Origin of the sequence: Actinosynnema sp. NPDC023587 (assembly GCF_040640215.1) — a bacterium.
Lineage (GTDB): Bacteria > Actinomycetota > Actinomycetes > Mycobacteriales > Pseudonocardiaceae > Actinosynnema.
This window is the reverse complement of record NZ_JBFABG010000009.1, coordinates 13,909-34,877: the sequence shown is the minus strand read 5'-3', so window position 1 is coordinate 34,877 and position 20,969 is coordinate 13,909. Positions and strand designations below refer to the sequence as shown.

General features: G+C 74.2%; 21 protein-coding genes and 2 pseudogenes. 6 read left to right on the top strand and 17 right to left on the bottom strand.

Annotated features, from left to right (window positions below):
* Positions 1-74: 74 nt before the first annotated feature.
* From AB0G01_RS23260 to AB0G01_RS23210, 11 genes are all read right to left on the bottom strand, one after another.
* Positions 75-764, bottom strand: coding sequence for a DsbA family protein (locus AB0G01_RS23260; protein WP_360948794.1), 690 nt, complete (start codon positions 762-764; stop codon positions 75-77).
* Position 765: 1 nt separating this feature from the next.
* Entirely contained in the window at positions 766-1,500 is a 735-nt protein-coding gene (gene fabG, locus AB0G01_RS23255) for a 3-oxoacyl-[acyl-carrier-protein] reductase (protein ID WP_360948792.1), read from the bottom strand.
* Positions 1,497-1,961, bottom strand: coding sequence for a 3-hydroxyacyl-ACP dehydratase (locus AB0G01_RS23250; RefSeq protein WP_360948790.1), 465 nt, complete (start codon positions 1,959-1,961; stop codon positions 1,497-1,499). The genes fabG and AB0G01_RS23250 overlap by 4 nt, the downstream gene beginning before the upstream one ends.
* A complete protein-coding gene (locus AB0G01_RS23245) occupies positions 1,958-2,275 on the bottom strand; it encodes a hypothetical protein (RefSeq protein WP_360948788.1) in 318 nt (105 codons plus the stop codon). The genes AB0G01_RS23250 and AB0G01_RS23245 overlap by 4 nt, the downstream gene beginning before the upstream one ends.
* Positions 2,272-3,333 (bottom strand): beta-ketoacyl synthase N-terminal-like domain-containing protein, encoded by a 1,062-nt coding sequence (locus AB0G01_RS23240; RefSeq protein WP_360948786.1) that lies wholly within the window; start codon positions 3,331-3,333, stop codon positions 2,272-2,274. The genes AB0G01_RS23245 and AB0G01_RS23240 overlap by 4 nt, the downstream gene beginning before the upstream one ends.
* Entirely contained in the window at positions 3,330-4,277 is a 948-nt protein-coding gene (locus AB0G01_RS23235; protein ID WP_360948784.1) for a hypothetical protein, read from the bottom strand. The genes AB0G01_RS23240 and AB0G01_RS23235 overlap by 4 nt, the downstream gene beginning before the upstream one ends.
* Entirely contained in the window at positions 4,274-4,987 is a 714-nt protein-coding gene (locus AB0G01_RS23230) for an alpha/beta hydrolase (protein ID WP_360948782.1), read from the bottom strand. The genes AB0G01_RS23235 and AB0G01_RS23230 overlap by 4 nt, the downstream gene beginning before the upstream one ends.
* Positions 4,987-6,219 carry a beta-ketoacyl-[acyl-carrier-protein] synthase family protein gene (locus AB0G01_RS23225; protein ID WP_360948780.1) on the bottom strand — a complete coding sequence of 411 codons (1,233 nt, stop codon included), beginning with the start codon at positions 6,217-6,219 and terminating at the stop codon, positions 4,987-4,989. Before AB0G01_RS23225 ends, AB0G01_RS23230 begins: the two co-directional genes overlap by 1 nt.
* Before the next feature lie 28 nt (positions 6,220-6,247).
* On the bottom strand, positions 6,248-6,511 hold the full coding sequence (locus AB0G01_RS23220; RefSeq protein WP_360948778.1) for an acyl carrier protein: 264 nt from the start codon (positions 6,509-6,511) through the stop codon (positions 6,248-6,250).
* 78 nt (positions 6,512-6,589) lie between these two features.
* Positions 6,590-7,354, bottom strand: a complete 765-nt coding sequence (locus tag AB0G01_RS23215) for an AfsR/SARP family transcriptional regulator (protein ID WP_360948776.1) — start codon at positions 7,352-7,354, stop codon at positions 6,590-6,592.
* A 13-nt stretch (positions 7,355-7,367) separates the two neighbouring features.
* Positions 7,368-8,162, bottom strand: coding sequence for an AfsR/SARP family transcriptional regulator (locus AB0G01_RS23210; protein ID WP_360948774.1), 795 nt, complete (start codon positions 8,160-8,162; stop codon positions 7,368-7,370).
* Positions 8,163-8,997: 835 nt separating this feature from the next.
* Here AB0G01_RS23210 and AB0G01_RS23205 point away from each other — a divergent pair.
* A complete protein-coding gene (locus AB0G01_RS23205) occupies positions 8,998-10,674 on the top strand; it encodes a DEAD/DEAH box helicase (RefSeq protein ID WP_360948772.1) in 1,677 nt (558 codons plus the stop codon).
* A 118-nt stretch (positions 10,675-10,792) separates the two neighbouring features.
* Here AB0G01_RS23205 and AB0G01_RS23200 read toward each other — a convergent pair whose 3' ends face one another.
* The gene (locus tag AB0G01_RS23200; RefSeq protein WP_360948770.1) at positions 10,793-11,548 is read right to left on the bottom strand and encodes a hypothetical protein; all 756 of its coding nucleotides are present in this window, start codon (positions 11,546-11,548) and stop codon (positions 10,793-10,795) included.
* A gap of 82 nt (positions 11,549-11,630) precedes the next feature.
* Positions 11,631-12,137: pseudogene (locus AB0G01_RS23195) on the bottom strand (carboxylesterase family protein); the annotation flags it as partial.
* Positions 12,138-12,156: 19 nt separating this feature from the next.
* Between AB0G01_RS23195 and AB0G01_RS23190 the strand changes: the two are divergent.
* Positions 12,157-13,584, top strand: coding sequence for a pyridoxal-dependent decarboxylase (locus AB0G01_RS23190; RefSeq protein WP_360948768.1), 1,428 nt, complete (start codon positions 12,157-12,159; stop codon positions 13,582-13,584).
* An 11-nt stretch (positions 13,585-13,595) separates the two neighbouring features.
* A complete protein-coding gene (locus AB0G01_RS23185; RefSeq protein WP_360948766.1) occupies positions 13,596-14,546 on the top strand; it encodes a P1 family peptidase in 951 nt (316 codons plus the stop codon).
* Between the two features lie 85 nt (positions 14,547-14,631).
* Here the strand turns inward: AB0G01_RS23185 and AB0G01_RS23180 are convergent, their stop codons facing one another.
* Complete coding sequence (locus tag AB0G01_RS23180; RefSeq protein WP_360948764.1) at positions 14,632-15,996, bottom strand: tetratricopeptide repeat protein; 1,365 nt, start codon at positions 15,994-15,996, stop codon at positions 14,632-14,634.
* A gap of 346 nt (positions 15,997-16,342) precedes the next feature.
* Positions 16,343-16,444 (bottom strand): annotated as a pseudogene (locus AB0G01_RS23175) (AraC family transcriptional regulator); the annotation flags it as partial.
* Positions 16,445-16,520: 76 nt separating this feature from the next.
* On the opposite strand from AB0G01_RS23175, the gene AB0G01_RS23170 reads away from it, so the two are divergent.
* On the top strand, positions 16,521-17,273 hold the full coding sequence (locus AB0G01_RS23170) for an aminotransferase class IV (protein ID WP_360948762.1): 753 nt from the start codon (positions 16,521-16,523) through the stop codon (positions 17,271-17,273).
* A 43-nt stretch (positions 17,274-17,316) separates the two neighbouring features.
* On the top strand, positions 17,317-18,228 hold the full coding sequence (locus AB0G01_RS23165) for a hypothetical protein (RefSeq protein WP_360948760.1): 912 nt from the start codon (positions 17,317-17,319) through the stop codon (positions 18,226-18,228).
* A gap of 88 nt (positions 18,229-18,316) precedes the next feature.
* Here the strand turns inward: AB0G01_RS23165 and AB0G01_RS23160 are convergent, their stop codons facing one another.
* Both AB0G01_RS23160 and AB0G01_RS23155 read right to left on the bottom strand, forming a co-directional pair.
* Positions 18,317-18,766, bottom strand: a complete 450-nt coding sequence (locus AB0G01_RS23160; RefSeq protein WP_360948758.1) for an Lrp/AsnC family transcriptional regulator — start codon at positions 18,764-18,766, stop codon at positions 18,317-18,319.
* Complete coding sequence (locus AB0G01_RS23155; protein ID WP_360948756.1) at positions 18,763-19,893, bottom strand: Xaa-Pro peptidase family protein; 1,131 nt, start codon at positions 19,891-19,893, stop codon at positions 18,763-18,765. The genes AB0G01_RS23160 and AB0G01_RS23155 overlap by 4 nt, the downstream gene beginning before the upstream one ends.
* 125 nt (positions 19,894-20,018) lie before the next feature.
* On the opposite strand from AB0G01_RS23155, the gene AB0G01_RS23150 reads away from it, so the two are divergent.
* Entirely contained in the window at positions 20,019-20,966 is a 948-nt protein-coding gene (locus AB0G01_RS23150; protein ID WP_360948754.1) for a 5'-3' exonuclease, read from the top strand.
* Positions 20,967-20,969 lie beyond the last annotated feature (3 nt).

The window sequence follows — 20,969 nt, the reverse complement described above, 5'->3', positions numbered from 1 at the left end:
CCCCCTCGCGGTCGAGGTCAGCGTAGTGACCCGAACCCCGGCGGGCACCTCCGCAGCCGTTCAGCCGCAGCCGTTCAGCCGCAGCCGCCCGCGTGGCCGGCGTCCGAGGACGGGGGGTGCGCGACCGGCTCGGGCAGCGCGCCCGCCGGGGCGAGCTTCGACCGGACGTGCGCGACGAACTCCGGCAACCGGTCCACGCCCCAGAAGCGGGTGAACCGGTGCACGAAGAACGGCACGCCGAACACCCCGTCGCGGCACACGTCCACCAGCAGTTCCACGCCCCGCGCGCGCAAGTCCGGGTCGTCGGCCGCGCCGGAGACCTCGGCGGCGTCCAGCCCCAGCCGGGCGGCGATGTCCGCGACGGTGGCCCGGTCGCAGATGTCCCGGCCGTGCTGCCACCGCGCGGCGCACACCTCGGCGACGTACTCGCGCCCCAGCCCCTCCCGCAGCGCGACCAGGTACCCCAGGTGCGGCACCTCCCACACCGGCTCCCGGTCCACCGGCCAGGTCACCGACAGCCCGCGCGCGGCGGCGAGCCGGGCCACGTCCTGGAGGACGTAGAGGTGCTTGGCGCGGGACATGGCCACGTACGGGAACGCCTCGCCGCGCGCCCGCAGCTCCCGGTCGGTGCCCTCGTCCGGTTCCCAGAACGGGGCCCAGTCGATCGCGTCGGCGACGTCGGGCGCGTCGCGCAACAGGTCGTGGAACGCCAGCCAGGAATACGGGCTGCGCAGGGAGAAGTAGAACTTCGGGTGCTTGGCCACCTCAGATCACCAGGCCGCCGTCGACGCCGAAGACCTGGCCGGTGACGTAGGACGCCCGGTCCGACACCAGGAACGCCACCAGGTCGGCGACCTCCTCGGGTTTCCCGAAGCGCCCCAACGGGATCTGCGCGGTCATCTTCGCCGCGAACTCCTCGCCCAGGCCCGCGACCATGTCGGTCTCGATGAAGCCGGGCGCGACCGCGTTGACCCGGATGCCGTACTTGCCGACCTCCTTGGACAGCGCCTTGCTGAACCCGATGATCCCCGCCTTGGACGCGGAGTAGTTGGTCTGCGCGGCGTTGCCGTGGACGCCCGCCACCGACGACAGGGTGACCACCGCGCCCGCCTTGCGCTTCATCATGGCGAAGGCGGCGGCCTTGCACAGGTGGTAGGTGCCGTCGAGGTTGACGCGCAGCACGCGCTGCCAGTCCTCCTCCTTCAGCAGCACCAACGGGTTGTCCCGGACGATGCCCGCGCACGACACGACGGCGTGCAGCGGCCCGAGCTCCTTCTCCGCGTCCTTGACGAACCGGTCCACCTCGCGCTTCTCGGCGACGTCCACCCGTGCGACGTGGACGGCGGCCCCGGCCTCGGCGGCCTCCTTCGCCACCACGCCGGCGGCGTCCTCGTTGGCCTGGTAGCAGAACGCCACGTCGTACCCGTCCTGGGCCAGCCGGGTCACCACCCGGTGCCCGATGCCCCGGGACCCGCCCGTGACCAGTGCGACGCGCCTCATGCCACTCCCTCCGGGCGCAGCACCTCGACGCCGCGCCGCGCCATCGTGAACGAACCGATCTCCAGCACCCTGCGGCCGGCGACCAGGCTGTGGCCGGCGAGGATCGCGGCGTCCGCGACCTCGCGGACCAGCTCCACGTGGTGTTCCACGACGTCGCCGGGGAACACCTCCCCGTGCAGCACCGCGTCCCGGATGCCGGTGATCAGCTCCACCTTGTCCGCCAGCACGTCCGGGTTCGGGTTCTGCCAGCGGGTCAGCAGCACGGCGGACTGGGCCCACGACTCCAGCAGCAGCCCGACCGGGTACGCCTCCTCGGTCCCGTCCGCGTAGCAGGGTTCCCGCCCGCTCACCGCCTTGAGCACCACGATGCTCCGGCCCGGGTCCACCTCGACCACCCGGTCGACCAGCAGCACCGGGTGGCGGTGCGGGATGATCCGCCGGATCGCGGCCAGGCCGGTCACGCCGCACCGCCGAGGCGGAGCTTGAACTCGGCGACCGGGCCGTCGGCGGTCGACACCTCGGCCACGCAGCGCACCTGGTCCTCCTCGCGGGTCAGCGTCGTCTTGACGACCAGGTCGTCGCCGGGGAACACCGGGCGCAGGAACTTCGCCCGGTCCAGCGCCGTCACGCGCAACCCGGGCTCCCGCTCGCGCAGCGCGGCCCGCACGTGCTCGACCACGAACAGGCCCGGCAGGATCGGGAACCCGGGGTAGTGCCCGGCGAACACGGGGTCGGCCGGGTCGACGCGGACCCGGGTGGTGGACACCGCGGTCATGGCAGCTCCAGGACCGTGCAGCCGACCGTGCCGTCCGGTTCGACGCCGGTCACCAGGGCGTGCCCGGAGCGGCCGGTCGCGACCGCCGCCGCCAGCAGGAAGCTCGCCGCCGCTGCGGAGGTGTCGCCGACCAGCGGCGCGCAGCGCAGCCACTCGGGCGTGCGGCCCAGGGCCGCCACGACCGCCGCGTCCGCACCGGCGTCCGCCGCGACGAACGCGATGTCGGCACCGGTCACCCCGGCCTCGTCGAGCGCCGAGCGCACGCACGTCGTCAACGCGGCGTCCGCGCCGCCGGGCTCGGGGAAGCCGCGGAACCGGGTCGCGACCGGCCGGGCCAGCACCGGCCGGCCGGCGGTCGCGGCGGCGTGCTCGGACTCCAGCAGGAACACCGCGCCGCCCTCGCCCAGCGGTGCGGCGGAACCGTCGCCGCCGCGCCACTCCAGCCACGCGCGCTGCGTCGAGTACTCCTCGGCCGCGCCGACCAGCACGCGGTCGCAGTGGCCGCCGCGCAGCAGCCGCGTGGCGTAGCTCAGCGCGAGCAGGCCGGTCAGCGCGCCGCCGGCGATGGTCGTGTTGGGGCCCTTGATCTTGTGCCAGATCGCGCTCTGCCCGGCGGCGCGGTTCATCACCGTGTTGGGGAACAGCGCCGGGTCGACGTGGTAGGGCTTCTCGCCGGTCAGCGCGTCCCGGGTGAAGTCCATGATCGACTGGACGCTGCCGGACCCGGTGCCCAGCACGACGCCGACCCGGTCGGGTCGTGCCAGCAGCTCCGGTCCGCACTCCTCCAGCAGCCGCCCGACCGTGCCGACGGCCAACGCCGTCACCCGGTCCATCGACCGGGTCCCCTTGCGCCCCAAAGACTCCCGGGCGCTGAAGTCGGGCACCAGGGCGGCCGACGGGAACGGCCCGTCGGACGGGGCGAGCGCCGAAGCACCCGCCCGGACGCCCTCGGCGAACGCCTCCGCGCCCACCCCGAAGGGCGAGATCGCCGACCACGCCGAGAAGACGAGCGCGTCCACCGCGGGGTCGGCGGTGGCGGTCTCCGCCGCAGCGGTCACGACGCACCCCGGCCCGACAGCGACCCGGCCTTGCCGGTGATCGCGCCGATGAGCCGGTCGTCGAAGTTCACCAGGCTCCAGTCCTTGCGGTTCTCGATGACCGCCCAACCGTGGGTGATCTTCCCGGTGGCGGTCCGCACGAGCTCGCCCTCGCGCAGCACGTAGCAGTCCATCCGCGCGGTGAAGGTGAACTTCTTGAAGACCTCCTCCACGGTGAACACCGTGTAGAGCGTCTCCTCCATGTTCGCCTCGTCGGTGAACGTGATGCGCGAGTGCGGCACCACCGGGATCCAGTTCTGCTCGTCCAGCAACGTCTTGATGGACGCGCCCCGGTCCTGCACGAAGAGGTCCAGGACCTCCTCCATCTGGCGCAGGTAGCCCGACATCTGCACGCGCTCGGTGAAGTGGCAGTAGAAGTACGGGATCCGCCACGCCCACGCGAACGCGTTGCGCCCGGCGGTGAGCAGGTCCAGCGGGTCGGCGTCGCCGACCGCGATCGGCTCGACGTCCTGCGGCGCGGCCCCACCGATCTTCTCCACCACGTGCGGCGCGAGCTCGGCCGGCACCGGCTCGGCGTCGAAGCCGTGCGGGTCGAGCCGGAACGCCACCGAGACCTTGGACTTGACCGCCTTCACGGTCTTGCCGTCCCGCTGCACGGTCAGCTCGACGAGCAGCTTCAGCGGCCCCTCGCCCCCGCCGACCCGCGCGACGGTCGCCTGGGCCAGGTCGTCGATGTGGAACGCGGTGAGGATCTTGGTGTCCAGGTCGACGAGGTCGGTGCACAGCCCGAACCTCTCGTAGAGCTGCCCGGCCGGGAACCCGCTCTGCCGCAGGTGGTCCAGCACGGCCTCCTCGACCAGGTAGTTGACGTGCTTGAAGCCGATCCAGGTGCAGATGTTGGAGCCCTCGTAGCGGGGCCGCAGCGAAACGGAGGTGGTCGTCACGTCAACTCCAGGCTTTCCTCGAAGAAGTCGCGGACCAGGGCCGCGAGCCGGTCGGGCTGTTCGGTCATCGGGAAGTGGCCGCACCCGTCGAGGAGCTCGAACCGGGCGCGGGGCAGCGCTTGGGCCAGCGCGCGGCCGTCCTCGGGGCGGGCGGCGACGTCGTCCGCGCCGCTCACCACCAGCACCGGCGCGTCGATCGCGCCGACGTCCAGGAACGGGGTGCGCAAGTAGGTCTCGAACCACCGCGTCCAGCCGTAGGGCCCGACCTGGTCGCGCAGCGACCGGGCCAGCCACTCGCGGCGGGCCGGCGGGAAGCGGCCGGTCTCGCCGACCCGCAGCGCCTCGCCGAACGTGCGGTGGAAGTCGTTGAGGTAGTAGGAGATCGTGGGCCAGTCGAACCCGGCCGGGTCCGGCCGGTAGAACGGGCACAGCAGCACGGTCGGGCGCGGGCGGACCCGGCCGTCGGCGTACGCCTCGACCAGCAGCATCGCCGCCATCGAGTGCGCCACCACGACGTCGTGGTCGTCGCGCACCGCGTCCACGACGTGCCGGCCGGGGTCGGGCCGGTGCGCCCACGCCGGGTCGGCCATGCCGTGCCAGGGCAGGTCCGGCGCGGTGGTGGCGAACCGGCCGCGCAGCGCGGCGGTGACCGGGTCCCACACCGCCGCCTTGCCCGCCAGGCCGTGCAGGACGAGCGCCCCCCGTCCCATCAGGGCGCATCCCGGTACCGGCCGAGGATGAGCACGGCGTTGTTGCCCGCGAACGCCAGCGCGTTGTTCTGCACCACGTCCAGGCTCGCCGGCCGGGCCGCGTTGGGCACGCAGTCCACACCGCACTCGGGGTCGGTCTCGTGGTGGTTGATCGTGGGCGGGATGAAGCCCTCCTGGATCGCCAGCGCGCACGCCGCCGACGCCAGCGCGCTCGCCGCGCCCATCGAGTGGCCGAGCATCGACTTGATCGACACCACCGGCGGCGGCACGTCGAACACCTGCCGGATCGCGCCGGACTCGGTGACGTCGTTGGCCTTCGTGCCGGTGCCGTGCGCGGAGATGAAGTCGACGTCCGCCGGCTTCACGCCCGCGCTGCGGTGGGCGAGCTCGATGCACCGGGCCAGCGAGTCGCGGTCGGGGGCCACCGGGTGGTTGGCGTCGCAGTTGAGGCCGTAGCCGAGCACCTCGGCGTAGATCCGCGCGCCTCGGGCCAGCGCCGACTCCAGCGACTCCATCACCAGGATGCCCGCGCCCTCGCCGGTCAGGATGCCCTTGCGGTCCTTCTCGAACGGCTGGCAGACCTCCGGCGCGATGGTGCCCAGCCGGTAGAAGCCGGTGAACGTCTTGCGGCACACGGCGTCCGCGCCGCCGCACAGCGCCACCTCGACCTCGCCCTCGCGGATGGCGTCGAAGCCGTAGCCGATGGCGTAGTTGCCCGCCGCGCACGCGGTCGGGATGGTGACCGCCTCGACGTCGGTCAGCGCCAGCTCGCGCACGATGCTGGAGGACAGCCGGCCGGCCGTGGAGCGGCGGGCCACGACGGGGTCCCACGACTCCGGGCCGTCCCGGAGCTGGTCGGCGACCAGGTTGTCCAGGTCGCGCGACTCGGCGTCGGTCGTGCCCACCGACACCAGCGCGCGCTTGCCGCGCAGCTCGGCCAGGTCCAGCGCCGCGTCGGCGACCGCCATCCGGGCGGCGGCGGCGGAGAACTGGCTCGCCCGGCCCAGCTCGGCCGGGTCGACCCGCTCCAGCCACGCCGCCGGGTCGAAGTCGGCGACCTCGCAGCCGTTGGCGTGGCTGAACCCCGTCGTGTCGAACGAGGTGATCGGCTTCACGCCGCTGCGGCCCTCGCGCAGGCCGGCCAGGAACTCGGTGACGCCGATGCCGATGCTGGTGACCACGCCCAGTCCCGTGACCACCACCCGGCGCGGCTGCCGCCCTCCGTCGCGCATCGCGTCCTCCCGGTGCCCGTGCCGCGGTCTACTTGGCGGCCTGGGCTTCGGCGACGACGGCGATGACGCCTTCGAGGTTGACCATGCGGGTCAGCTCGGCCTGGTCGATCTCGACGCCGAAGGTGCGCTCCAGGGCGGACAGGATCTCGATCGCGCCCAGCGAATCGGCGTCGTGGTCCTCCTTGAACAGGCTGGTGTCGGTCATCTCCTCGGGGTCGATTTCGAGGATTTCGGACACGATCTCCTTGATCTTCGCCTTGCCGTCCGCGTCGACGCTCACCGAACTGGTCACCTTGGGCCTCCAAGCACACGGGATTCCGCTTCGTTTCCCAGCGTGCTTTCGGCGGCTATATCCGGCCTATGCGGGGACCTATACGGCGATGCGCCGGGGTCCCTGGAGCAGCGGGTCGGCGGTGAGGATCGCCAGGTGCACCTCGCGCAGCAGCGAGCCGGGGTCGATGCCGAGCTCGTCGGCCAGCATCCGGCGGCCCTCCTCGTACAGGCTGAGCGCGTCGGCCTGCCGGTCGCAGCGGTAGAAGGTGGTCATGAGCTGGGCGCGGAACCGCTCCTGGAGCGGGTGCTGGTGCACCAGCCGGGTCAGCTCGGGCAGCAGCGACGCGTGCCGGCCCAGGGCGAGGTCGGCCTCGATCCGGCTCTCCAGGGCCGCGATCCGGCCCTCCTCCAGGCGAGGTGCCTCGGCGTCGGACAGGTGCTCGGACACGCCGGTGAGCGCCGGCCCGCGCCACAGCCGCAACGCGCCGCGGAGCAGCCGGGCGGCGTCCTCGAAGCGGTTCGCGGCGAGCGCGGCCTGACCCTGCGCGGCCTGGTCCTCGAATTCCCTCAGGTCGAACGAGCAGGACGTGGGCCGCAATTCGTAGCCGCGCGAGCGGCGGGTGATGCCGACTTCCCGGCGCAGCGTTTTCCGCAGCCGCGAGACGTAGGTGTAGATCTGCGCGTTGTAGGTCGCGGGCGGGTGCTGCCCCCACAGGAAGTCGCTCATCTGCGCGTCGGACACCGCGCCGTTGTCGGCGAGCAGCAGCGCCGTCAGCACGGTGCGCGGCTTCGAGCCGTCCAGCGGCACCTCGGCACCGTCGTGGTGGACTTCGACCGGCCCCAGGATCCGGAACTCCAGCACTTCGCTTCCCCTCCTACAGCAAGACCTGGTCGTGGACGAGGATCGCCTGGTAAAGCCGGCGCATCGCGCGGCCGGGCTCCAGCCCCAGTTCGCTGGCCAGGCGACGGCGGGTGTGGTGGAACACGTCCAGCGCCTCGGTCTGCCGGCCGTTGCGGTAGAGCGCGACCATGAGCTGCTCGCTGAACCGCTCGCGCTCCGGGTACTCGGCGGCGAGCTGCTTGAGCTCGGAGACCACGCCGCGGTCCTCCCCGTTGGCGAGCTTGGCCGCGATGAGGTCCTCGCGGGCGCTGAGCCGGCGCTCGTCCAGCCGGGCCGCCTCGATCCGGAACCGCAGTCCGTCGCTCACGTCGAACAGCGCCGGCCCGCGCCACAGCCGCAGCGCCCGCTCCAGCAGTTCGATCGCCTCGTCGGGCCGGGTGTGCACCCGGTCGGAGCCCCGGTCGGCGAGGTCGCGGAACAGGTGCGCGTCCACCGCGTCGCCGGGCACGTCCAGCAGGTAGCCGCTGCTCACCGTGCGCAACAGCTCGTCGCCGGGCCGGTCGGTGAACTGCTCCAGGAGTTTCCGCAGGCGCACCACATTGGCCTGGAGCGCGTTGCGCGCGTTTCCCATCTGTTTACCGGCCCATAATTCCTCGACCAACTGGTCGAACGGGACCGGCGTTCCCGGGGAAAGCGCCAGCAGCGCCAGGAGGGTGCGCACCTGGCGGGCCGCCACCCCCATCCGACGATCTGCCTGGGCGAGCGCGACAGCACCGAGAATCTGCACCTGCATGGTCATGACCCCCAGCCACTGGACGATGCGGAGCACGCTTCACCGGGGGCGTTCAACCCCGAAATCCCCCGGCTAAAGCGTTGACATGTTGCCCAGCTCGGCGCGATGGGGGGAAATATCATTTGAACCACTCGGGACGCACTCGCGCGGTATGCGGCCGAACGGCGCAGCGCGCGCCGCCGGGTGCCGGCCCGGCGCGGGGGCGGCCTGGGCGCGGCGGCGGCCCCCGATACGCACGGCCACCGCCGTTCGGCCGTACCGGTGACGGTCGCCGGTTCCGCACCGGAGTGCTTCCGCACCGGCTCCGACAAGCGCTCTTGTGCGCGGTCGGGGTGGCCGGGGGCGCGGGGCGGCGGTGGCCGGGCGGTTCCGGCGGCGGGCGGGTGACCACGCCTTCGGCGACCCGAACGTCACGCTCGGCACCGCGTCTCGACAGGCTCGCCGGGGTGCCCGCCCGCCCGGTCGCGCGACGCGGAAGTATAGCTGCGGTATAGCACCCGCCCGCACCGTTCCCCTGGGGTGAACCCGGCGTTCGGCGAGGTATCACGCGCTGTTCCGACGAGCCCCGGCGGACACTCGCGGAAAATGTCCGCAGAACTCTTCGACATCCCGCAACGAGCTTGCTCCCACAAATACCCCGGGGTACCGACAACCGGGTTGCCCCCGATCGTTCACCGGGCATTTCCGGACCGCTACGGGAACTCGAACCCGCTCCCGGCGGAAAATCCCGCACCGCCACCCGACCGGGGCCCGGGGAAAGTTCCGACCGCCCCGAAAACCGATCGCGGTGACCGGGATCACGATGCCGTCGGACGGGCTTTGGCGTACCCCTCGCCGAGCGGGTGCGGAGCGATCAGCGAGACTTGACGCCATGACCGCCGACGCGCCCGACGACGACAGGACCAGCTTCGCCGACCTCGGGCTCCGCCCCGAGCTGCTGCGGGCGCTCTCCGGACTCGGCTACGAAGAACCCACTCCCATCCAGCGGGAGGCCATCCCACCGCTCAACAACGGTCGCGACCTGCTCGGCCAGGCCGCCACCGGTACCGGCAAGACCGCCGCGTTCGCCCTGCCCGTGCTGGAGCGCATGGCCGAGGGCGGGCGCACCGAACGCGCGCCGTTCGCCCTGGTGCTGGTGCCCACCCGGGAACTCGCCGTGCAGGTGTCCGAGGCGGTGCACCGGTACGGCCGGGAGCTCGGCGCGCGGGTGCTGCCCATCTACGGCGGCCAGCCGATCGGGCGGCAGCTACGCGTGCTGGAGCAGGGCGTGGACGTCGTGGTCGCCACCCCCGGCCGGGCGGTGGACCACCTCAACCGCGGCACGCTCAAGCTGGAGCACCTGAAGGTCGTCGTCCTCGACGAGGCCGACGAGATGCTCGACATGGGCTTCGCGGAGGACCTGGACGCGATCCTGTCCGAGGCCCCGGCCCAGCGGCAGACCGTGCTGTTCTCGGCCACCATGCCGGGGCGCATCGACCGGCTGGCCCGCACGCACCTCACCGACCCGGTGCGGATCACCATCAGCCGGGAGCAGGCCGAGCCCGGCGAGGCACCCCTCGTGCGGCAGAGCGCCTACGTGGTGCCGCGCGCCCACAAGCCGGCCGCGCTGGGCCGCGTGCTCGACATCGAAGCGCCGACCGCGGCGATCGTGTTCTGCCGCACCCGCGACGAGGTGGACCAGCTCACCGAGACCCTCAACGGGCGCGGCTACCGGGCCGAGTCGCTGCACGGCGGCATCAGCCAGGAGCAGCGCGACCGGGTGATGGCCCGGCTGCGCAACGGCACCGCCGACCTGCTCGTCGCCACCGACGTCGCCGCGCGCGGCCTGGACGTCGAGCAGCTCACGCACGTCGTCAACTACAACGTGCCCTCCGCGCCGGAGTCCTACGTGCACCGCATCGGCCGGGTCGGCCGCGCGGGCCGCGAGGGCGTGGCCATCACGCTGGCCGAGCCGCGCGAGCACGGGATGCTCAAGACCATCGAGCGGGTCACCAAGCAGCGGATCCAGATGGAGAAGGTGCCCACCGTCGCCGACCTGCGGGCCCGGCGGCTGGAGCTGACCCGCGCGGCGCTGCACGAGAGCCTGCTGGAGGACGACCTGGAGGGCTTCCGGGTCGTGGTGGAGACGCTGGCCGACGAGTTCGACGTCATGGAGGTCGCCCTCGCGGCGGTCAAGCTGGCGCACGAGGCCAGCGGCGCGGCGGCCGACGAGGAGGAGATCCCGGAGGTCGCCCCGCGCGGCGACCGCCGCCCGGCGACCGGCGAGCCGCGCCGGGAGCGCAAGCCGCGCCGGCCGACCGCCGGCATGACCCGCCTGTTCGTCGGCGCGGGCCGCAGCGCGGGCATCCGACCGCAGGACCTGGTCGGCGCGATCGCCGGCGAGGCCCGGCTCAACGGCCGGGAGATCGGCGCGATCGAGATCGCCGACCGGTTCTCCCTGGTCGAGGTGCCCGAGGCGTCGGCGCAGCAGGTGATCGCGGCACTGCGCGGCGCGGCCATCAAGGGCCGCAAGGTGACCGTGCGGCGGGAGCGCGAAGAGCTCCGCTAGTCCGCCGCGCACGGGGCCGAGGTGCCCTCGCGCACCGGCCCGCTCGGGGCTGCGGGTGCACGACCCGTAGCCCCGACCTGGCCGGCGGGACGTCGACCGGGCACCGGCGGGCACCGGCTCACCGCGCCGGTCGAGGCGGGCCGGCACCGGGTCCGCCGACCGGGTGGTCGACGGGCACGTCGAGGTCGACCCCGCGCCACAGCGCGCGGGTCGCGGACACGTCGACCTCCTCGCCCCACCACCGCACACCGCTCCAGCCGGGGTCCCCGGTGCGCGCGAAGTCGACCCACGACCCGAGCACGCGCCGGGACAGCGCGTGCTCGGCGGGTCCGGGCGGGCCGCCGAGCAGGAAGTCCGCGCCGGCCAGGGTGCCGAAGGCGAACGGCACGTCGCCGGCGTGCCACGCGGGCGGGCGGCTGAACCGGGCCAGGGGTGCGCCGTGCGCCTCGGCCAGCCGGGTGGTGGGCTCGGCCACCACGTAGTCGCCCAGCAGCGCGAGGTAGGCGTCCACCGCGGTCGGGCAGAGCTCGCGGTAGTCGGCGACGACGTGCGGCGGCAACCCGAAGTCCCGGCCGAACGCGGTGTACTCGTCGTCCGTGCGCACCGGCGCGATCGTGCCGACCCGGTCGAACAGCCGGTACTCGGCGGTGGTGTGGCACAGCAGCGCGGGCACGCCGGCCGGCGGCACCGGCAGCCGGTCGGCGACCGGGCCGAACAGCACCGGGTCGTAGCCCAGCGGCCCGGACCGCTGCGCGCGGGCCAGCGCGTCGGCCGACGCCACCGACGACGCCGGCGTCGTCGGGTCGATCCACCGCGCGACCCGGCGGGCGAACCCCCCGGTGTAGCAGCGGTTCGGGACGCTGTGCGCGATCACCCGGCGCACCCCGGCCGACGCGGCGGCCAGGAACAGCGCGGAGCCCGCGCCCGCCGACTGGCCGGCGGGCGGTGATGGCGTCCGGGTCGCCGCCGAACGCGGTGATCTCCTCGCGCACCCAGTGCAGCGCGGCGAGCTGGTCGAGCAGGCCGCGGTTGTCCGGGTGGCCGTCGACGTGCCCGAAACCCTCGAAACCCAGGCGGTAGTTGCAGGTCACCACGACCAGCCCCGCGCGGGCCAGCGCCGCGCCGTCGTAGTCGGGCTGTGCGGACGAGCCGTAGGTGTACGCGCCGCCGTGCAGGTAGAGCAGCACCGGGTTGCCCTCGGCACCGCGCGGGGTCCACACGTTGAGGGTGAGCACGTCCTCGTCGCCGGGCCGCCACACGGGCGCGCCGGGCAGTTCGGCCGACTGCGGCGGGATCGGCCCGAACTCCCGGCACGGGCCCGCGAAGTCCGCGCGGACCGGCGCGGCGAACCGGCGCGGGCCGAAGGGCGGCTCCGCGTACCGGATGCCGAGGAACACGTCGACGCCGGCGTCGCCCGCGCCGCGCTCCAGCGCCCTGCCGAGAAAACGGCCGCGTCGGGTCACGGCCGTCTACTCTGCCACGATGGGTGACCCGTTGATCTCGCGAGAGGACGCCGCCGAGGCGTTGGGGATGGTGGCCCGCGCCGCCGGCAGGTACCTGGACGCGCTGCCGCACCTGCCGGTGCGGGACCTGTCGCAGGCGCACCTGGTGAAGGAGCTCGACGGGCCGCTGCCCGAGGACGGCGACGGCACCCTGACCGCCGTCGCGGACCTGCTGCGGATCGGGACCCGCGCGGCGACGCACTCGTCCGGGCCCCGGTTCTTCCACTTCGTGGTGGGCGGGTCGACGCCGGCCGCGCAGGCGGGCGACTGGGTCACCTCGCTGCTCGACCAGGCCGCCGGGCTGTGGCTGACCTCGCCGCTGGCCACCCAGGCCGAGACCACCGTCCTGCGGTGGCTCAAGGAGCTGTTCGGCCTGCCGCCGGGCTACGGCGGGGTGCTCACACCGAGCGCGACCTTCGCGAACCTGACCGGGCTGGCGTGCGCGCGGCAGTGGTGGGCGGCGCGGCACGGCGCGGACGTGACCGCCGACGGGCTGGTGGGGCTGCCCCGGATGCCGGTGCTCTCCAGCGGGTACGTGCACGCCAGCAGCCGCAAGGCGTTGCAGTTGCTGGGTTTGGGGCGCGACCACGTCCGGACGCTCACCCGCGACGACGCGGGCCGGCTGGACCTGGCGGCGTTGGACCGCGAACTCGCGGTGTCGGGGCCGGCGGTGGTGATCGCGAACGCGGGCGAGGTCAACGCGGGCGATTTCGACCCGGTGGACGAGATGGCCGACCTGGCGGCGGCGCACGGCGCGTGGCTGCACGTCGACGGCGCGTTCGGGCTGTTCGCCGCGCTGTCACCGAGGACGTCGCACCTGGTGCGCGGCATCGAGCGGGCCGATTCGCTCGCGGCCGACGGCCACAAGTGGCTCAACGTGCCCTACGAGAGCGGGTTCGCCTTCGTCAAGGACCCGTCGGCGCTGGGCCGGGCGTTCGGCGGGTGGAACGCCCCCTACCTGCCCGAGCCCGACGACGAGCTCGTCAACTACAACAACCTGGGCCCGGAGTCGTCGCGGCGGGCGCGGGCGCTGCCGATCTGGACCACGCTGCGCGCCTACGGGCGCACCGGCCACCAGGCGATGGTGGAGCGGCACCGGGACCTGGCGGTGCGGCTGGGCGACGTCGTGGAGCGCTCCGACGACCTGGAGCTGCTGGCACCGGCCACCCTCTTCGTGGTGTGCTTCCGGTACCGGCCGCCGGGCGTGCCGGAGGACCGGCTGGACGAGCTGAACCGGCGGCTGGGCGAGGAACTGCTGGCGGACGGGCGGGTGTACGTGGGCACGACGGTCTACCGGGGCCGGGTCGCGCTGCGGCCGGCGATCGTGAACTGGCGGACCACCACCGAGGACGTCGACCTGCTCGCGTCGGTGGTGCGGGAGATCGGGGCGCGGCTGTCCGGTCGGTAGCATCCGGGGCCGTGCGCAACGCGATCACCGACGTGCCCGGTGTGCTGGTGGGACACGCCACCCGGATCGGCGGCGGCGCGCTGACCGGCACCACCGCCGTGCTGTTCCCGCCGGACACCTGGGCCACCGTGGACGTCCGGGGCGGTGGGCCGGCCACCCGGGACACCGCCGCGCTGGACCCCCGGTACGGCGGGCGGGTGGTGCGCGGTGCCGTGCTGACCGGCGGCAGCGCCTACGGCCTGGCCGCCGCCGACGGCGCGGCCCGCGAACTCGGCGAACCGGTGCCCGCCGCCGCCCTGTTCGACCTGGGGCGCGGCGGGGAGTTCCACGCCCACCCCACCGCCGGGCTGGGCGCGGAAGCGGTGCGCGCGGCCGGGCCGGTGGTGGCGCAGGGCAACGTCGGCGCGGGCACGGGCGCGCTCAACGCGTCGCTGAAGGGCGGTATCGGCACGGCGAGCGCCGAGCTGGGCGGCGGGGTCGTGGTCGGCGCGGTCGCGGCGCTCAACGCGGCCGGCCGGTCGGTGGACCCGGCCACCGGGCTGCCGTTCGCCGCCGCGCTCGGCGTGGCGGGCGAGTTCCCGGCACCCGGCGGCGACGACCTGACCCGGCCGCTGCCGCCGTTCCGGCACCCGTTCAACACGGTGATCGGCGTCGTCGCCACCAACGCCCGGTTGCCCGCGCTGTTCGCGCTGGCCAACGCCGCGCAGGACGGGCTGGCGCTGGCCGTGCGGCCGGCCCACGGGCTGCCGGACGGCGACGCGGTGTTCGCCGCGTCCACCGGGACGCACGACGCGCCCGCCGACCTGGTGCTCGCGGCGGCGCGGCGGGTGTTCGCGCGGGCACTGGGGCACGCCCTGCTGGCCGCCGAGTCCGTGACCACGCCGTGGGGCCGGCTCACCGCCTACCGCGAGCACTACCCGCGCACCGCCGCCGGCTACCCGACCGGGCAGCGCGGGACCTGACGCGGGCCACGCGGCACGAGGTCGCACCGGCACCCGGGGCGGTTCGCGCCGTTCCCGGCCGAGGGCGTGCGGTCGCCACCGGTGGTCAGGTCCGGTGGGCGCGGACCTGACCGGGGTCGCGGACGCGGTCGGCGTGCGGGACCGCGATGTAGCCGGACAGGTCGAGCACGCCGCCGGTGGCGGTGTCGAGCTCCCGGGCGAACGCCACGATGTCGCGGTCGACGCGGTCCATCAGCCACGCCAGCAGCACCACGACGACATCCGCCAGCACACCCACCTGGAACGGCATGTCGTCGCGCTTGCCGGTCGTCACGGCGTGCGCGAAATCGGTCATCCCGCGCTCGGTCAGCTCCTGCGGCCCGGTCTCGATCGCGCGTCTCATGGAGTCCACGACCAGCGGCACCACCACCGCCCACGTGGCGCGCGGCGCGATCTCGCAGATCAGCCCTCCGCACAGCGCGGTGGTCCACAGCGCACCGGGGTCGCCGGCGCGCACCGCGCCCACCGCGAGGTGCGGCAGCAGGGCCGCGCCCCGCTCCCACTCCCCCTTCGCGACCAGCAGCTCCACCGCGTGCCGGTAGTGCTCCAACGCCGCCGCGTGATCACCGCCTCGGGTCAGCACCCGGCCCAGCTCGTCCAGGCACGCCGCCACGTCGAGCGGGCCGCCCAGCCGTTCGGCCAGCGCGACGGCCACCTCCGCGCAGTGCCGCGCGGTCTCCAGCTCGCCCAGGTCGCGGTGGCACGCGCCGAGCTCGCGCAGCGCGGCCAGCTCGGCCGGGCCGTCGCCCTCGGCGCGGAACAGCTCCACCGCGCGCACCCCGGCGTCGACCGCCGCCACCAGGTCACCGGCCGCGTGGCGGCGCACGCACTCCTCGAACGTGACCGCCGCCCGGCGCGGCCGGTCCTCCGGTTCCCCGGCGAGGTCGGGCCCCTCCACCGCGTACCGCACCGGTGTCGCGTGGTCGTCGCTCAGCTCACCCAGCACGCCGATCGCCTCCATCAGCCGAGCTCCGCCGCAGTTCGCGCGGAACGCGGCCTGCGCTTCCGGCGCGGCCTGCCGCGCCTCCTCCGGTCTGCCCCGGTCTGCCCGGTCCGCCGCGCCGGGCACGGCGGCACGTCCGCCCGGTCCCGACGCGCGGCACCCTCTCCCACGCACCGTTCGAAGTCCGCGAGCGCCTCCGGGTATTCCCCGCGCTCCTCGTGCCGCCGCGCCGTAGGTGGCGGACCGGTCGCGCCGCTCGTCCAGTTGTCCGTCGACCGTGCCCACGTGCAGGTAAGCCCGCTCGATCCCGCCGGGTGCACCGGCCCGGACGAACTCCCGCAGGCCGGTCGTGAACGCGGTCAGCCGCCACCGCGCGGGCTCGGGCAGGTCGAACCGCCGGCGCAGCACCGCGCGCACCAGGCCCGCCTCGAAGCGGAACCGGATTCCGTGCGGAGCACCAAGGTCCACTGGCTCACAACCCTTGCGGCGACGACCCCACCGGATGGTGGTGGCGTGCGGAAACTACGCCACTTGCGCCGTCGTTCGACCCAACATCTCAAGGCTGCGCGAGGTTGTTACCACTGCGGGACGTTCGCCCGCCCGTCGACGGTTGACAACCGGCGCGTGCCGGAGGCCCGGGTGGTCGGCCGCCGACCTCGGCGCGCGGCATCGCCGGCACCTCCGGGGGCGCGGTCTCCGGCGAGCAGCGTGGAGCCCGTGCACACCGACGTCGTCGGTCACCGGCTCCCGGCTCGCCGCGACGAAGCGCACGCGGCGGGCCATCTCGCCCACCGTCCAGCCGGCGGCAGGGTCGCCGCGCCCCGTCCAGCAGCCCGGCAGCGGCCGGCAGGAACGCGCCGGTGCACACCGACGTGACCCGCCGGGCCGTGGCCGCGTGCCGCCGCAGCTCCCCCACACCGCCCACCCTCCCCACCGACACGGGTGGCGGCAACGGCGCGACCTTCGATTCCCGCCACGTTACGGTCGGGTCCGTGCTGAGGATCGAGATCGACGGCGTACCGCCCACCCCGGACCAGCTCGCGCCCGCCGTGCTGGCCAACTACGGCCACTTCACCGCCATGCAGGTCCGCGACCGCCGCGTCCGGGGCCTGGCGCGGCACCTGCGCCGGCTGGACGCGGCCCACCGCGAGCTCTACGGCACCGGCCTGGACGGCGACCGGGTGCGCGCGCTGGTATCGCACGCGCTGGCCGACGACGTCCGCGACGCCTCCGTCCGCGTCGTCGTGTTCGGCACCGCCGACCCGGCCGTGCTGATCGCGGTCCGCGACCCGGCGTCCCCGCCCGCCGGCCCCCAGCGGCTGATGTCGGTCGACTACCGCCGGCCGCTGCCGCACGTGAAGCACCTCGGCGGGTTCGGCCAGGCCCACCACCGCAACCGCGCGACCGCCGCCGGCTACGACGAAGCGCTCCTCACCACCCCCGACGGGGTGGTCGTCGAGGGTGCCATCACCAACATCGCGTTCCTCGACGGTGACGAGGTCGTGTGGCCCGAGGCGGACTGGCTGCACGGCATCACCATGCAGATCCTGGAACACGAGCTGCCGTCGCGGCGGGCCGTGGTGCGGCTGGCGGACCTGGGGTCCTACCGGGGTGCGTTCCTGACCAACTCGATCGGCGTGGTCGCGGTGTCCGGTGTGGACGACGTGGAGTACGAAGTGGACACCGGGGCCGTCGACCGGGTGCGGGCCGCGTACGACGCCGTGCCGTGGGACGCGTTTGAGTAGATCCCCCGATGTACGGCGGTGGGCAGTAGGAGACCGTAGGGCGGTGATCGACACCCGCAAAGGCGCGCTCCCGGTGGTCGCGCAGCTCGTAGCTGTGCTGGTGGGCACGCTCCTGGTCGTCTACACCGCCGGCTGGCTGGTGATGTTCGGTTTCTGGGTGGGCAGCAGGATCGTGGTGCTGGCCGGCCTCGTCCCCGCCTTCGGGTTGTACTACCTGATCGGCACGGTCACCAAGGAGGCGAGCCCGCTCACCCGGACGCCCGGGTGGCGCGTGCTGTGGGCCGCGCTGGTCTCGGTCGTGGGCTTGATCGGGGTCGTGTTCTACTCCAGCGCCCTGGACTCGTGGCAGCCGCACGGCCCGACGTGGCTGCTCTACGGCGGTTTCGGCCTGCCGGCGGTGGTGGTGGCGGCGATGCTCGCGCGGGGTGCGCTGCTCCCGCTGGGCACGGCGGTGGTCGCCGTGGCGCTGATCGCCGTGGCCGACGCGGGACCGGCCTGGCAGGCACCGGACACCGCGAAGACGCGCACGAAGGCGCTCGGGGTCACCCCGTACACCGTCGAGCGGGCGGGGTACGGCGCGCCGGTGATCCGGGTGGCGGACGGCCAGGCCGTCGCGGAGTACGCGGCGACCGGTCCGGACGCGCCGCTGGGCGAGCACCCCAAGCTGGTGACCCGCCACGTCGAGCCCGCTTCCTGGAGCGACGACCCGACCTACCGGGAAGATCCGGAGAACCACCTCTGGGTACGACGCCACGGGGAGACCGAGGTCACCGCGATCGTGCCGAAGAACGCCGACAAGGAGACCGCGCGGGAGTTCGCGCAGGCCGCCGGGCCGGCGACCGACGACGAGGTCATGCGGCTCGTGCCGGCACCGGACCGGCCGGTGCTGCACGTGGTCGACCGGTTCGCCGACACCATGCGCCGGCTCGCCGAGGGTCGCGGCTCCGAGAACTGAGCACGGCGGAGCGGACCGCCACCACGCCGGGAACGCCGACCGGGAAGACCACGCCGAAATAGCGGAGCCCGCCCGGCCGGCGGACCGGTCAGACCGCGGGCGGCCGGTCCTCGTAGGGCGTGGACAGCACGACCGTCGTCCGGGTCGACACGTTCGCCGCCTCCCGGATCTGCCGCAACAGCTCCTCCAGCGCCGTCGGCGAGGCCACCCGGACGCGCAGGACGTACGAGGCGTCCCCCGCGACCGAGTAGCACGCCTCGACCTGCGGCAGGTGCTCCAGCCGCTTCGGGTAGTCGTCCGGAGCCGCCGGGTCGATCGGGGTCAGCGAGATGAACGCGGTCAGCGGCAGGCCGATCTCGTCGCCGTCCAGCCGCGCCGCGTAGCCGCGCACCACGCCGCGCTGCTCCAGCCGGCGCACCCGCTGGTGCACGGCCGACACGCTCAGGCCCACCCGCTCGGCGAGGTCGGTGAAGCTGCACCGGCCCTCGGCGGCCAGCTCGCGCAGGATCGCCCGGTCTATCGGCTCCAGGTTGGTCACGCGGGCAGCACCACCAGTTCGTGGGGACGGTTGTTGACGGCCTCGACACCGCCGTCGGTGGCGATCACGATGTCCTCGATGCGGGCACCCCAGCGGCCGGGCAGGTAGATGCCGGGCTCGACGCTGAACGCCATGCCGGCCTCCAGCACCAGGTCGTTGCCGCCCACGATGTAGGGCTCCTCGTGCACGTCCAGCCCGATGCCGTGGCCGGTGCGGTGCACGAAGTACTCGCCGAAGCCGGCGTCCGCGATGACCTCGCGCGCGGCGGCGTCGATCGACTCGCACGTGACGCCCGGCCGGACCGCCGCCACGGCCGCCTTCTGCGCCGCCTCCAGCACCGCGTAGGTGTCCCAGACGTCCTTGTCGCGCGGCTCGCCCAGCACGTAGGTGCGGGTGGAGTCGGAGTTGTAGCCCTCGGCCACCGGGCCGCCGATGTCGACCACGACCACGTCCCCGGCCTCGACCACCCGGTCGGACAGGCTGTGGTGCGGCGACGCGCCGTTCGGGCCGGAGCCGACGATCACGAACTCGGCCAGCTCGTGGCCCTCGGCGACGATCGCGGCGGCGATGTCCGCGCCCACCTCGGCCTCGGTGCGGCCCGGCCGCAGCCACTCGCCGATCCGCGCGTGCACCCGGTCGATCGCCGCGCCCGCCTTGCGCAGCGCCTCGACCTCGGAGGCGTCCTTGCGCATCCGCAGCTCCCGCAGGACCGGGCCGGCCAGCACCTGCTCGCCGCCGATCGCGTCGCGCAGCCGCAGGTTGTGCAGCGCGGGCATCATGTCCGCCACCGCGACCCGGTCGGTGCCCTTGAGCGCCCGGCGCACCAGCGCGTACGGGTCCTCGCCGTCGACCCAGGTGGCCACCTCGACGCCGAGTTCGCCGGTCGGCACGGCCGCGTAGCCCGGCTGCTCCAGCTTCGGCACGACGAGCACCGGCGTGCCGCCGACCGGGAGCACCAGGCAGGTGAGCCGCTCGAACGACGAACCGCCCGCCCCGATCAGGTAGCGCAGGTCCGAACCGGGGGTGATGAGCAGGGCGTCCACACCGGCGACGGTCGCCGCGGTGGCGGCCTTGTCCAGTCGTGCGCGGAGGGCGTCCACGTCAATGGGTCCAACATGGGTCGACATGTCTGGTCAGCCTAGTCCTGCCGGGCCCGCCACGTGCCAGTACACCCGATCACCACGCGCCGCGAACGCCCGCGCACCCACCGTGCGCGCGACCGGTGTCGCACCCGTCTGGCAAGCTGTCCGGGGTGAGCAGCCCGCTCGTCCTCATGGACGCCGCCAGCCTGTACTTCCGGGCTTTCTACGCGTTGCCCGAATCGATGACCGCGCCGGACGGCACGCCGGTGAACGCGGTGCGCGGCTTCGTCGACACCATCACCAAGGTCGTCACCGATCGCGGCGCGGGCAGGCTGGTCGCCTGCCTGGACGCGGACTGGCGGCCCGGGTTCCGGGTGGCCGCGCTGCCGTCGTACAAGGCGCACCGGGTGGCCTCCGGGGGTGCCGCCGGCGAGGAGGAGGTGCCGGACGCGCTGACCCCGCAGGTGCCGGTCATCCTCGACGTGCTGGACGCGGTCGGCATCGCCACCGCCGAGGCGGTCGGCTACGAGGCGGACGACGTCATCGGCACCCTCGCCGCGCGGGAGACCGCCGACCCGGTCGAGGTCATCACCGGCGACCGCGACCTGTTCCAGGTGGTCCGCGACGAGCCCACCCCGGTCCGCGTGCTCTACCTGGGTCGCGGCTGGGCGAAGGCGGAACTCCTCGGACCGGCGGAGATCGCCGCGAAGTACGCCCTGCCCGAGCGGGACGCGGGCCGCGCGTACGCGGGGATGGCGGTGCTGCGCGGGGACCCGTCGGACGGCCTGCCCGGCGTCGCGGGCATCGGCGAGAAGACCGCCGCCAAGCTGATCACCGAGTTCGGCTCGCTGGAGGCGGTGCTGGCGGCCGTGCACGACGGCAAGGACCGCAAGCTCACCACCCGCGCCCGCACGGCCCTGATCAACGCCCAGGACTACCTGGCCGTCGCGCCGACGGTGGTGAACGTCGCCACCGACGCCGAGATCGTCCAGGACCGCCCCGACCCCGTGCCCGCCGCACCGGTTGACCCGGACCGGGTCGCCCACCTGGGCCGGCGCTGGGGCCTGGGCAGTTCGCTCCCGAGGCTCCTGGCCGCCCTGGAACGCCGGAACGCCTGACCC